This is a genomic window from Xylanibacter muris (assembly GCF_013166605.1).
In the GTDB taxonomy this organism is placed as follows: domain Bacteria; phylum Bacteroidota; class Bacteroidia; order Bacteroidales; family Bacteroidaceae; genus Prevotella; species Prevotella muris.
Genome location: NZ_JABKKF010000010.1, coordinates 98,817 through 113,066, shown reverse-complemented (window position 1 = coordinate 113,066; position 14,250 = coordinate 98,817). Strand labels below are relative to the sequence as shown.

At 42.2% G+C, this 14,250-nt stretch carries 10 protein-coding genes and 1 pseudogene; 4 read left to right on the top strand and 7 right to left on the bottom strand.

Features of this window, described 5'->3' with window-relative positions; translation table 11 throughout:
• Positions 1 to 215 (top strand): annotated as a pseudogene (locus HPS56_RS10555) (xylose isomerase); the annotation flags it as partial.
• A 209-nt stretch (positions 216 to 424) separates the two neighbouring features.
• Here the strand turns inward: HPS56_RS10555 and HPS56_RS10550 are convergent.
• From HPS56_RS10550 to HPS56_RS10520, 7 genes are all read right to left on the bottom strand, one after another.
• Positions 425 to 1,600: a GDP-L-fucose synthase family protein gene (locus HPS56_RS10550; RefSeq protein ID WP_172276279.1), complete on the bottom strand. Its 1,176-nt coding sequence runs from the start codon at positions 1,598 to 1,600 to the stop codon at positions 425 to 427.
• A gap of 93 nt (positions 1,601 to 1,693) precedes the next feature.
• Entirely contained in the window at positions 1,694 to 2,791 is a 1,098-nt protein-coding gene (gmd, locus tag HPS56_RS10545) for a GDP-mannose 4,6-dehydratase (RefSeq protein ID WP_172276278.1), read from the bottom strand.
• A gap of 116 nt (positions 2,792 to 2,907) precedes the next feature.
• Positions 2,908 to 3,975 carry a mannose-1-phosphate guanylyltransferase gene (locus HPS56_RS10540; RefSeq protein ID WP_172276277.1) on the bottom strand — a complete coding sequence of 356 codons (1,068 nt, stop codon included), beginning with the start codon at positions 3,973 to 3,975 and terminating at the stop codon, positions 2,908 to 2,910.
• An 85-nt stretch (positions 3,976 to 4,060) separates the two neighbouring features.
• Positions 4,061 to 4,690: a DedA family protein gene (locus HPS56_RS10535; protein ID WP_172276276.1), complete on the bottom strand. Its 630-nt coding sequence runs from the start codon at positions 4,688 to 4,690 to the stop codon at positions 4,061 to 4,063.
• Positions 4,687 to 6,132, bottom strand: coding sequence for a tetratricopeptide repeat protein (locus tag HPS56_RS10530; RefSeq protein ID WP_172276275.1), 1,446 nt, complete (start codon positions 6,130 to 6,132; stop codon positions 4,687 to 4,689). The genes HPS56_RS10535 and HPS56_RS10530 overlap by 4 nt, the downstream gene beginning before the upstream one ends.
• A 10-nt stretch (positions 6,133 to 6,142) precedes the next feature.
• Complete coding sequence (locus HPS56_RS10525; protein WP_172276274.1) at positions 6,143 to 7,858, bottom strand: glutamine--tRNA ligase/YqeY domain fusion protein; 1,716 nt, start codon at positions 7,856 to 7,858, stop codon at positions 6,143 to 6,145.
• Positions 7,859 to 7,991: 133 nt separating this feature from the next.
• On the bottom strand, positions 7,992 to 9,230 hold the full coding sequence (locus tag HPS56_RS10520) for a clostripain-related cysteine peptidase (protein ID WP_172276273.1): 1,239 nt from the start codon (positions 9,228 to 9,230) through the stop codon (positions 7,992 to 7,994).
• A gap of 77 nt (positions 9,231 to 9,307) precedes the next feature.
• Between HPS56_RS10520 and HPS56_RS10515 the strand changes: the two genes are divergently transcribed.
• From HPS56_RS10515 to HPS56_RS10505, 3 genes are all read left to right on the top strand, one after another.
• Positions 9,308 to 10,015, top strand: coding sequence for a glycoside hydrolase family 25 protein (locus HPS56_RS10515; protein WP_172276272.1), 708 nt, complete (start codon positions 9,308 to 9,310; stop codon positions 10,013 to 10,015).
• A gap of 20 nt (positions 10,016 to 10,035) precedes the next feature.
• The gene (locus HPS56_RS10510) at positions 10,036 to 11,184 is read left to right on the top strand and encodes a zinc ribbon domain-containing protein (protein WP_172276271.1); all 1,149 of its coding nucleotides are present in this window, start codon (positions 10,036 to 10,038) and stop codon (positions 11,182 to 11,184) included.
• A gap of 483 nt (positions 11,185 to 11,667) precedes the next feature.
• Positions 11,668 to 14,250 (top strand): glycoside hydrolase family 95 protein, encoded by a 2,583-nt coding sequence (locus HPS56_RS10505; RefSeq protein ID WP_172276270.1) that lies wholly within the window; start codon positions 11,668 to 11,670, stop codon positions 14,248 to 14,250.

The window sequence follows — 14,250 nt, the reverse complement described above, 5'->3', positions numbered from 1 at the left end:
TTCTCAACGCAGCGGCGATACTCGAGGAGAGCGAGCTTCCCGCAATGCTTAAGGAGCGTTATTCAAGCTTTGACAGCGGTATCGGCAAGGACTTTGAGGATGGCCGTCTTAGCCTGGAGCAGATTTACGAGTACGGCAAGAAGGTTGAGGAGCCGAAGCTCACCAGCGGCAAGCAGGAGAAGTATGAGACTATCGTATCTCTGTATACGAAGTAATCAATATTGATATATTAAAGTATCATTATATAATAAAGCAACGCATCTTTGAAAATGCGTTGCTTTATTTTTTCCTACCTTAAAACAAATGGTGTTTCATGGCTCTATTGACGGTTTCTGGTTAAATTAATATGGTCTCCATATTATATTCAATATTACTTGTTTATCAGATGACCAATGCGTTCCCGAAATACCTTTATGTATGACAATTACTTTTCAAGACTTTCCTTATACCAATTGAAAAGTTTTTGCACTCCGTCTTCAATTTCAACTTTGTGAACCCATCCAAGCGAATGCAGTTTCTCGACATCTATAAGCTTACGTGGAGTTCCGTCTGGCTTTGAGGCGTCAAATTCTATTATACCCTCAAATCCTACTGCCTTTACAACCAGTTCGGACAATTCACGAATGGTAAGTTCTTTGCCTGTTCCGACATTTATATGACAGTTTCGTATTTCTCCGAGCTGCGGTATCGCGCCACCTCTTCCTTCACTGTTATTGCGGTCAACGGCACCTGTCGTCCCCTTTCCATAGAAGACAGAAGAATACTTTTCTATTCCTATAATATCCTTGAAATCAACATTCAGCAATACATGTACACTTGCATCTGCCATATCCTCGCTCCACAGGAACTCGCGGAGTGGGGTACCGGTTCCCCAAAGTAAGACTTTATTGTTGCTTATGCCATACTTTTCAAGAACATTGAGAATCTCATCATCAGAATTATTTCCCGTGACGCCCTCCACCGGACGTTTGTTCATGTCTGTCCGTATGGCATTCCAATTATCGTCATGTATTAGTTTTGCAAGATATACCTTTCGCATCATTGCCGGCATTACGTGGCTGTTTTCCAAATGAAAATTATCGTTAGGCCCATAAAGATTTGTCGGCATCACGGCGATATAGTTTGTTCCGTATTGAAGATTATAGCTCTCGCACATTTTCAATCCGGCAATCTTAGCTATTGCATATTCTTCATTGGTATATTCCAATGGTGATGTCAGCAAAGCGTCCTCCTTCATCGGCTGCGATGCATTCTTCGGATAAATGCAGGTGGAACCGAGAAACAGCAGTTTTTTCACTCCGTGTGAATAAGCATTGCCGATAACGTTACACTGCATCATCATATTCTGCATAATGAAATCAGCCCTGTATAGCGAGTTTGCCATTATACCTCCGACAAATGCCGCAGCAAGAACAACGGCATCCGGACGTTCCTCATCAAAAAACTTCTTCACGGCCACTTGGTCTGTAAGGTCGAGTTCTTTGTGTGAGCGTCCGATAAGATTGTTGTATCCTCGTGTTTTAAGATTATTCCATATTGCCGAGCCTACAAGGCCATTATGTCCGGCAATATATATCTTAGAATTTATATCTAATGCCATTTTATGTATATTTTATATGTAGATATTGCCGGACAGCCATTTCTATTCATGCCCGGCAATATCATAACTTATACTATACTGCTATGAAAATAATTATTTTACAATACCTTTTTCAAGGTACTCGGCAAGATTTGTGCGTACCTTCTGAGAGGCATCCTCTGCTGCAACCTTTGCCATATCATTGTCAACCATTATATTTACAAGTTCCTCAAAACTTGTCTTGTTGGGATTCCATCCTAACTTTGCCTTTGCCTTCGTCGGATCACCCCAAAGATTTACAACATCCGTAGGACGGAAGAAATCAGGAGAAACCTCAACAAGCACATTGCCTGTAGCTTTGTCTATACCCTTCTCGTCAATACCCTCACCATGGAACTCAAGTTCTATTCCAACACGTTTGAAGGCGTGATAACAGAATTCACGTACTGAATGCTGTATTCCAGTCGCAATAACAAAGTCTTCCGGCTTTTCGTTCTGGAGGATAAGCCACATACATTCTACATAGTCTTTTGCATATCCCCAGTCACGCAGTGAACCAAGATTGCCAAGATACAGTTTATCCTGCTTGCCTTGCTTGATGCGTGCCGCAGCCAAAGTAATCTTTCGGGTAACAAAAGTCTCACCACGGCGTTCGCTCTCATGATTGAAGAGAATACCCGAACAGCAGAACATGTTATATGCCTCGCGATACTCCTTTACAATCCAAAAACCATATTGCTTTGCTACGGCATAAGGGCTGTATGGATGGAACGGTGTGTTTTCATTCTGCGGAACTTCTTCCACCTTGCCATAAAGTTCTGAAGTGGAAGCCTGATATATTCGGCATGTTTCTGTAAGGCCAAGCAGTCTTACCGCCTCCAATACACGCAATACGCCCGTTGCATCCACATCAGCAGTAAATTCAGGAGAGTCAAAACTTACTTGAACATGACTTTGAGCCGCCAGATTGTAAATCTCTGTAGGCTTTACTTTTGCAATTACTCCAATGATACTCATAGAGTCGCCAAGGTCGGCATAATGAAGATGGAAGTTTGGCTTACCTTCAAGATGAGCGATGCGCTCGCGGAAATCTACAGATGAACGGCGTATGGTTCCATGTACATCATAACCTTTTTCAAGCAATAATTCGGCCAAATACGAACCGTCTTGTCCTGTAACACCTGTGATAAGGGCAACTTTTCTCTTTTCCATTTTCTTCTTTTCTTTAATTGTTTAAAATAATTATCTTTTCTTAATTTCACATTTCCGAGTAACGGTCAAGAATATATCCTGTCTGTAATTGTTTTACGGATTACACAGGCCGTGATTCAATTCTGTCCTGAGAATTGTTTTATTCTCTGCTCTTCCGATAATTTACAGATCAGCAAAGTATTGTCATTTTCCGCCACGATATATCCGTCAAGTCCCTGTATGACAACCTTCTTTTCCTGTGCTGTATGTACAATACAATTGTTGGTTTCAAAAAGATTTATATCATTGCCTATGCAACTGTTTCCATAAAGATCCTTTTTTGTCTGGGCCAAAAGCGAGCCCCATGTGCCGAGATCACTCCATCCGAAATCCGATGGACGCACAAAAATCTCCTCTGCCTTTTCCATAATGGCATAGTCGACAGATATATTTTCACAGTTGGGGAATATACGGTCTATTTCCTCCTGTTCGTGTTCTGTGCCATATACAGGCATGAGCTGTTCAAACAACTTTGCCATTGTGGGCTGGTATACTCTGAATGCATTAACAATAGTATGTATGTTCCAGATAAATATTCCTGCATTCCAAAAATAATTGCTTTTCTTTATATACTGCTCAGCTGTAGCCAGATCCGGTTTTTCCCGGAATGAGTCGACACGGAATATATCCTTATTACGCAATGAGTTGTGTGCAAGATTTGCCTGAATGTAGCCATAGCCCGTCTCAGGACGGTTAGGTCTCATACCTAAGGTAACAATGGCATCAGATTCTTTTGTGAACTTAAGACAATCCGAAACAACTTTCTTGAATTCATCCACATTCATCACTATATGGTCACTTGGAGTAACCACAATATTTGCCTTGGGGTCTTCTTTCTTTATACGCCAACTTACGTAAGCAATGCAAGGAGCCGTATTTCTTCGACATGGCTCACATAAGATGTGGCTTTCTTCAATATCCGGCAACTGTTCCTTTACTATGTCCTTGTATTGGCGGTTGGTCACAATCCATAGATTCTGTGAAGGACATATACTGCAAAACCTTTCTGCAGTAAGCTGAAGCAAAGATTTCCCGACACCCATGACGTCTATAAACTGCTTTGGTTTATCTGAAGTGCTCATCGGCCAAAAACGGCTGCCGACACCTCCGGCCATAATTACCACATGATTGTTATTGTTTACCATAATCAAAACCTAATTTTATTACTATACTAATTTATAATATACACATTCTTCTTATAATCCGGCGAACATGCTTGGCATATTCGTGCTATGCGTCTTTTTTTCTTTTCATTAATGATTTTACGATGAAGCAGCCTACACCTATAAGCAAAATACCCAAAATGAATATTTTGAGATAATCCGCATACTCTGTAATTTTCTCATTGAGCTGTTCCTGTGGTACTATGGTATGCAGATACCATCCCAAACCTGCAAGTACACTGTGCCAGCATCCGGCTCCAATAGTCGTGTAAATGAGAAATTTCCAATAATTCATCTTTGCCAGTCCCGCCGGTATGGAAATCAGATGACGTATCACAGGCACAAGTCTGCCGGTAAGTGTGGCAGTGACTCCATGCTTATTAAAAAAGACCTCGCTCTTTTCTACTTTCTTTTGATTCAGAAGACACATCTTACCCCAGCGGCTGTTGGCAAATTTATAAATAAGCGGCCTGCCGAAGAAATATGCCACCACATAGTTGATAGTGGCTCCTATGTCTGCCCCTATGGTGGCAAACAATATCACAAGCCATATATTCAGATGTCCGGCAGCAGCATGATAAGCAGCCGGAGTCACGACAAATTCAGACGGTACCGGAATGACAGTACTTTCAAGCAACATTAGGAACAGGATTGTTCCATAATTGAGATGTTCCAATAATTGTGTTATAAAATTCACAGTTCTTTATTTTCTATTTTATTCGTTATATATTTAAAAATATCTTTTTCCTGAATGTCATGAGGAAGCATATTATAAAAAGCAATTCTCAGTTCCTCCGGACAAATACGTTCTGCAAGTTTTAGATACTCCTTTGCCTCATCATAGCGTTTCAATTCCATACAGCACATTGCCATATATCCGAATCCGCCTTTCAAGGCACCTTCTTTGTGCCCATTCCGATATTTTGTGAAAATATCATATACAGAATCGTAGCATCCGCAATCAAGCATAGACATCATTATTTTAATTAATGTGTTATGGTAGTCTTCAGACATAGAGAATGCTTTAATAAATTGACTGTGCGACTCATTGACCATACCGTTTGAAAGATATATGTGTCCTTTCATTATCTCTGTCTCGGTATCATCATCGCCATATTTTTTGCTTTCATCTAAAAACCTGATTGCCTCATCCACATTATTCTCGTCATTTAAGATCAATGCCATTTCTTGATAAGCCCGCAAGACATTTTTCGGGTTACATCCGTCCGCATGTTTTATCAGCCAACAGAAAAAATGTTTTGCGGCTTCTGTTTTTCTCAGCGAACAAAAAGATATTGCTATGTTTATAACGGCAAAGTCATCGTCCGGCGCAAACTGAAGATATTTTCTATAATACTTTATTGCCTCTTCAAAATTCTTGGTGGTGAATAAAGTATTCGCCTTGGTGATTAACGCCTCGGGAGTATCAGGATTAATGGCAAGTGCATAATCAATACTTTCAAGTGCCGACTCATAATCCTGATTCATATAGTCTGCCGTTGATTTCATGTTCCAGTAATATTCAGAATAAGGGTCCTCGTCCAAAAGCCGTTGAAAAATATCTGATGCCTCTTTATATCTCTCAAGCAGGAAAGATATCTTTCCCCGCAGTTCCCTTACATCAGTGGCCTCCTGATCATCTATCCTTGCCAACCACTCACTTGCATGCTTTCCTTCATTTCTGTCAAAAAACATCTCCGCAGCACAGAAACAGAAGTCATCTGTCTCAGCATCCATATCCATGTCTTCAAGATTTTCATAGATATGAAGCAATTCCTGCTCAGCCGCAACCATGTCACCGCCACACAGTATAATCTCCGCATGAAGGACATTGGCTTCGAATGCGTTTTTGTCCTTTATTTGTTCATAGTATTCTTCTGCAAGCGAGATATTCTTATTATCCAACGCCTTCCGTGTTTTGAACACCAAAGGGAAAAGACTGCCGGGATATATTCTAAGCGCGAAATCTACAGTGGCTTCAGCACGCCCGTTGTCTCCGGTCATCTGGTAATAGTCAGCAATATCTGTCAGGTCGTCAGCATCCATGAAAGCGGGTGAGCCGCTTTCAAGTGATGCTTCATACTGTTGCAGTAAATTCCTGAATTTATTGCTGTTGAAATAATCGTCGCTTATAAGCATTTACTACATTTTATTTGTTTATCTTTGCCCAAGTATCCTTTAAACCTACCGTACGGTTGAACACAAGATGCATAGGCGTAGAGTCTTTGTCGATTGTAAAATATCCGATACGCTGGAACTGCAGGAAATCTCCAACATTTCTTTCTTTCAGATAGCTCTCCACATAGCAGTTGTTCAGAACCTTAAGAGATTCGGGATTAAGCAACTCATGGAAATCACGTTCATCCGCAGCGGTATTTTCCACATTGAACAAACGGTCGTACAGTCTGACCTCCGCTTTTTCGCAATGTGCAATGCTAAGCCAGTGTAATGTGCCCTTTACCTTTCTGTTTGCCCCTTCCATTCCACTGCGGCTTGTCGGGTCATACTCTGCATAAATCTCCTCGATGTTTCCTTCCGAATCTTTTTTACATCCTGTACACATTATTATATACGAGTTCTTCAGACGTACTTCCTTGCCCGGTGTCAACCGGAAGAATTTCTTTGGAGCATCTTCCATGAAATCGTCACGCTCTATCCACAGTTCACGACTGAATGTTATCGTATGCGTTCCGTCAGCCTCGTTCTCCGGATTGTTTACCGCTTCAAGCTTTTCAGTCTGCCCTTCCGGATAGTTCGTTATTACAAGTTTCACCGGATTAAGCACAGCCGACACACGGCATGCTTTCTTGTTCAGGTCGTCTCTAACAGCAGCTTCAAGAAGGGCATAGTCATTAAGGGCATCAAACTTCGTATATCCGATTGAGTCTATAAAATTACGTATACTCTGTGATGAATATCCTCTGCGTCGCATTCCGCATACGGTAGGCATACGCGGATCATCCCAGCCTTCCACAAGATGCTCGTCTACAAGTGTGTGGAGCTTGCGTTTGCTCATTACGGTATACGTAAGGTTCAGACGGTTGAACTCAATCTGTCGGGGACGGTTGTCTGTGATGTTGCCGGCCTCGCCTTCATACTCTTTCAGCAAATCTATAAATTTGTCGTATAGCGGACGGTGGGGAACAAATTCCAATGTACAGATAGAGTGGGTCACACCTTCAAAGTAGTCGCTTTGTCCGTGAGCGAAATCATACATGGGGTATGCGTGCCACTTCGTTCCGGTACGGTGATGCGGAGTATGGATAATACGGTATATCACCGGATCCCGAAAATGCATGTTGGGATTAGCCATATCCAGTTTCGCACGCAAAACCATCGAGCCTTCCACAGATTCTGCCGTATTCATCTCATTGAATAGTCTGAGGCTTTCTTCCACAGGACGGTTCCTGTACGGACTTTCCGTACCGGGACATGTGGGAGTGCCCTTTTGGGCTGCTATCTGTTCGGAAGTCTGTTCGTCTACATAAGCCAGACCTTTCTGTATCATCCATACGGCAAAATCCCATAACTTTTGGAAATAATCGGAGGCATAATATACATTTGCCCATTTGAATCCCAGCCATTGTATATCATTCAATATTGAATCCACATATTCAGTGTTTTCCTTTGAAGGATTCGTGTCGTCAAATCTTAGATTACATACCCCTCCATATTTTTCCGCCGCACCGAAATCCATACATATTGCCTTGGCGTGGCCTATATGTATATATCCGTTCGGTTCCGGCGGAAATCTTGTCTGTATCTTACCGCCGTTTTTACCTTCAGCCAAATCTCCTTCAATTATTTGTTCAACGAAGCTTATACTTTTCTTTTCTTCGTTATCTCTGCTGGTATTGTCTGCCATAGTGTTTTTAATGTTTATGTTTAGTCTGCAAAGTTAATTGAATTTATGTGAAAAACAAAACAAAGTTGTTTATTTTTAGCAACTTCCGCTTTATAGATAATACATGTCAATTTCAGTCCTGACCGGTTGATAATTATTTGAAAACTTTATCCCACCATTGCATTTGCTTTATCTTTATATTTAGGTCGAGTCCGGCTTCATCGTATTCCTTCATGGGAATGAACATGCTTATTCCACCGTATTTTTCCTCTGTGACAGTAAAGTCTCTGAAGTTTACATAGCCGTTCGTGTCCCATCTGTTGCTGGATTTTCTATGTATTACAGTGCGGCCAAGGACATCTTTCCATTGTCTGTAAGTGCTTTCTGAAGTATTTGCTCTGACAATATCGTTCATGTCATACATAAACCTCTCTCTCTTACTGCTAAAATAATAGATGACATTGTTTGTCGTGAATGTCCCGGTTCCGATTTCAGTGTTTATCTCATGCAGTAAATATCTTGTTGCCATGGCAAGATTTTCCAACTCCTCCGTCTTTATTACGGAAAGCGGGGTGTGCCGGCCATAGTCTGTTGTATGCTCGTTATACCTGTCAACAATACCGAAACAACATTCCTCGATATTCTCACTTTTAAACATTTCCGGCACGACAGTGGAGTAGGGAGCTCCTTCGCCCGGTATCTCGGCAGGTGAACCGACAATATATTTTGCGGTATTTCTCAATTCATAGGCACTTTCAACACATTGAAAACAACAGCAATCGGCAAAAAGGAAATCAAATCTTTCAGGCAGGCGTTCAAGAACTTTTGCCATTTGAGTTATGTTCATCCATCTTGCATTGCTAAAATCAGTGGTATTGTTTCCTGTGTCTATACCGTATGCCTTATTCATGCCGGACACAGATTTATATGTATCTGCTATAGTGTCATTGCTTATGACCCATCCTGTAGCATGTCCCCAAAGCACCAGCCCGTAGCTCGAAGCCGGATAACGTTTCATTGTCCACAAAAGGATTTCATACATTTTTTCCGGATCACATGACAGAAAGTCGGAATCGTTGTTATAGAAAACATCCCTTACAATTTCGCCATTGCTTATTTTCACAATGTATGGAAATTTGTTTTTATCCGCCAAGTCTACGAAGGCGACCAAATTTGTGTTTGGAGATATTTTAGTCGAACCTTCCGCCATTTCCTGCAAGTCATCAAGGGCAATTTGCGACAGGTCGTTTTCTGCGGACATGTAAACGATAACCGTACGGGACACAGAATCGTGGAATTCAGAAGGATACGGTATGGAATCCCCCGTTTCATTTTCGTCAGAGCATGCAACAATAGCGAAAACACAGATTATCAGGGTTAATAAATATTTCATAATCTATAAATTTCCTGCAAAGATACACTTTATTTTATATATAGTTTGTATCTTTGCACCCAAATTTATTTTGACTGATGAAAAAACTGTTACTATTGGCTGCGGCCGCAGTCATTTCAATATATTCCAAAGCTCAGGATATCGATATCAAAGAACAGTGCGAGGATACCTGTACACATGTTCATGGTATAGATCTAAGCCATTATCAGGGCGAGGTATTTTGGGAAACGATAGGAGAGAACGCAAAAATGGCTTATGTCTATCTGAAAGCGACAGAAGGGGGAGACCATATAGACCGGATGTACGAACAAAATATAAATCTTGCAAAAAAATACGGAATAAAGGTCGGAAGTTATCATTTCTATCGTCCAAAGACACCGCAACAGAAACAACTTGAGAATTTTACCACACAGTGTATTGCGGTGCAACAGGACATTATACCAATGATAGATGTTGAGACCCATGCCGGCTTAAAGTCAGAGGAATTCTGTGACTCTCTTCTTAAATTCCTTGATTTGGTAGAACAGGCATACGGACAGAAACCGTTGATCTACACAGGTACAAATTTCTATAACCGGCATCTCTCAGGTATGCTTGACGATTATCTCATCATGATAGCACAATATACAGACCGTGAACCGGAACTGAATGACGGACGTGATATAACCATGTGGCAATATACCGGCAAAGGACGTATAACCGGAGTGAAAGGGTATATAGACAAAAGCCGTTTCATGGGGCGGCACGGCTTGCGCGAGATACGTTTCATACATGAGGAAAAATAGAATAAATATTAAATATCAACATGGCAATAATAAAATGTCCAGAGTGCGGTCATCAGGTAAGTAATCGGGCCGCAACTTGTCCGAGCTGTGGTATTCAGATAGCCGGCAAAGTGATGAAGTGTCCCGAATGCGGAGAATTCGTATTCACAGATCAGGAAATTTGTCCAAACTGTCATTATCCGTTACATAAGGCTTCAATACCGGCGATACATACCGGAGAACCGGCAGATATCATTTCAAAGATACCGTCTCATAAGGCAGACAATAATGAGAATGGCCATAGAAACAGTGCGAAGAAATACCTACCGTATGTCGTTGTATTTATGGTGATATTGATGTCTGTATTTGTATTTCTGTATTTCAGCAAAAAGATAGAGTCACAGAATGAAGCGGATGCTTACCATGCCGCTGTTGAGAGTAACGAGCCAACGCTTCTACAACAGTATCTCGACATGTATCCTGACGCCCCAATAGCTCATCGTGATTCGGTAATGATGAGCCTTGACTTGTTAAAGAAAGCTGATTTGGAATGGACAAATACAGTTGTAAGCAACTCAAAGACTGCTTTCATGAAGTATATTGACGCACATCCGGAAAGCGTACACATAATGGAAGCGGAGTTTAAAATCGACTCTATAGACTGGGCGGAAGCCACACGTAAAAACACCATGGAGGCTTTAAAGGCTTACATCGACACTCATCCTGACGGGGAACACATTGCCGAGGCCCGTCAGATGGCAGATGAACTTGAATCGCAGGAAGTAAGTGCCGCCGACAAGCAAATGATAGCCACATTATTCACCACATTCTTCAATTCGATATCATCAGGTGATGAGGAAACACTTGCATCTACTCTTGCACCGATGATGAAAAGTTTCCTGCATAAGGAAAATGCCACAAAAAACGATGCCGTCACGTATATGCGTAAACTACATTCCTCACAACCGGATCTGAAAAAGATCACAATGCGTGCAAATAACGATTGGAAGATTAATAAGGTGAGGATTGACGAGTCTGCATTTGAATACAATGTGGATTTCTCTGCAGATCAGCATATCGAATGCACAAGCCCGGACAACAGCAGCCTTACAACATTGAAAGTTACTGCAACAGTATCGTCTGACGGGAATATCACTGGCTTGAACATGAAAAAAATGGCTGAGCGGTAAAAAATCAAAATACTTTTACATATTGACACGCTTGTGAAATTCTTCTTTGATGAATAGGCCATTCACGCCCAATGAATGGCCTATTCTCTTTCAATGAACATGCCATTCATTAAGCATGAATGGCATGTTCATTTTTGGCATAGTTTTATCCATATTTAAAGCATTGAGTATCAACATGTTACAAATTCCGCAAAATCACATAGATAATTACGGGAACAATGTATGATTTTTTATTACAAATAATACAAGAAACAGAATGTTTCTACCATATAATATTATGTGTAAATGTGGCTGACACACATTATCTGCATTATCCGGGGAATGCAATTCCCGCAATATACAACAGACAATCACTACGGTTTTATATAAAACAAGAATTATATATGTGATTTCTACATATTCCGACATATTTTATACCTTAGCCATTGCGTTATTTTGTAATTTTGCATTATTAAGAGTAATCCACTAAAACAAATATCTATAATGAATTTCAAGAACAAGACCTTAATCCTGTCGGCAGTACTTTCTGCCGGAATTTCCGTCGCCCGATCAGCTGTGGCCGACACCATCAAAAAACATACTCTATGGTATACGACTCCGGCAAAACACTGGCTTGAGGCATTGCCTTTAGGCAACGGCCGGCTTGGAGCAATGGTATACGGTGGGGTAGAGAGCGACACAATCCAGCTTAATGAAGACACATTCTGGAGCGGTTCACCATATAATAACACCAACCCCAACGCACTTCGGGCCCTTCCTGAAATACGTGCCGCACTTGACAGCGGGAACTATCAGCGTGCACAGTATCTTGCCATGCATAACATAACGGCCGACCGCGGCATTACCGGTCATGGAATGATATATGAGTCTGTAGGCAACCTTATATTGACGTTTCCACACAAGGAAGCAACGGATTATTACCGCTCATTGTCGCTCAATGATGCTGTGGCAACAACACGCTACAGAACTGGAGGAACAGGATATGAGCGGGAGATTTTCACTTCGTTTACCGACAGCGTGACCATGATACGCCTTAAGGCAGACAAAAAAGGGAAACTTGATTTCGAAGTGTCATTTATAGGGCCGTTAAAGAAGCAACGTGTAACCGCACATACATCACTTAGCGAAGGACGTAACGACGAGTTGCGTATTTACAGCCATCCAACGGCATCAAATTCAGAAAACATTCCTAACGGCCTTCATTGCACGACCTTTGTCAGAGTGATTCCACAAGGAGGCACACTCAGAGGGTCCGACGGACGTATATCCGTAAAAGGGGCAACAGAGGCTGTGATAATTGTATCATCGGCAACAAATTTTGTGCGTTTCGACAATATAACAGGCGACAGCGATAACCGTGCCCGCGGAATGCTCAAACGCTTTCTCGCAAATGGAAATCCTGTAAAGACATACGACAAAGCGAAAACCAGGCATAAAGACTATTTTCATAAGCAGTTTAACCGCGTTGCTATTGACCTCGGTCAGAACCCCGTTCAGGAAGCAAAGCCAACCGATGTGCGTATACGTGAGTTTTCCGAGACGTCAGACCCGTCCTTGGCTGCCATGTATTTCCAGTTCGGCCGCTATCTGCTCATCTGTTCATCACAAAAAGGCTCACAGCCGGCCAATCTGCAGGGTATATGGAATCCTGACGCAGACCAGTATCCGGCATGGGACTCTAAATATACGACCAATATAAATGTAGAGATGAACTACTGGCCTGCAGAAATATGTAATCTCAGCGAATGCCATGAACCGTTTCTCAAAATGGTTGAGGACGTGAGTATAACAGGACGTCGCTCTGCTTCTGAAATGTATGGGGCACGTGGATGGACATTGCATCATAACACAGACCTATGGCGTGCCACAGGTGCCGTTGACTATGCATCCTGCAGTGTCTGGCCGACTTGTAATGCCTGGTTCTGCTCACACCTTTGGGACCACTATCTCTTTACCGGTGACCTTGCTTTCCTTGCCCAAAGGGCATATCCTGTAATGGCCGAAGCATGCCGTTTCTACTTCGATTTTCTTGTCCGTGAACCCAAAACCGGCTATCTTGTAGTATCACCGTCCACATCTCCGGAAAACAATCCCGGCTTTGAAAAATACTACGACAATGTATTCGGTAAAGAGCAGAAAACAGCTATATTCGCTGGTGTGGCTATGGACAATCAAATGGTGTACGACCTTCTGCTCTCAACCCGCCGTGCAGCAGATATTCTTGGAATTGACAGGGAATTTGCAGACAGTCTTGATAATCTACGCAATCAACTTCCACCTATGATGATAGGAAAATACGGACAGTTGCAGGAGTGGCTTGAAGACTGGGACAAGGAATTCTCAAGTCATCGCCATGTGTCGCACCTGTGGTGTGCCTATCCCGGTCATCAGGTATCACCGTATACCAATCCTGAGGCAACGGCTGCCGTCCGTAAATCCCTCATTGGGCGTGGCGACGCATCACGTGGATGGTCGATGGGGTGGAAGGTCTGCCTTTGGGCACGTTTGCATGATGGAAACCACGCCTATAAACTGATACGTAACCAGATGAAGTTTAAAGATTCGAACGCTACTATAAAGGACCAGGACGGGGGTACATACACAAACATGTTTGATGCCCATCCGCCATTCCAGATTGACGGTAATTTCGGATGTTGTGCAGGTATTGCAGAGATGCTTGTGCAGAGTCATGACGGCTGCATACATCTTCTTCCCGCACTTCCGGACGTGTGGAAATCGGGAAAAGTATCAGGCTTGAAAACACGCGGAGGATTTGAAATCACAGATATGCAGTGGGCAGACGGCAAATTAAAATCAGTAACAATCCGTTCTTTTATCGGTGGGAACCTGCGTCTGCGTTCGGAGGTGTCATTGAGGTTTTCTGACGGGAAAATTCCAGCAAAAGCTTCAACGGCAGAGAATCCTAATCCGCTTACACGTGCTTATGATATTCCGGCACCATTAATAAAAGATTCATCAAAACTTATTCACGTGTCTTTGCCGAAATGTAATATTTATGATATTCCTACAGATCCGGGAACAGTCATAACACTGACAGCCGAATAA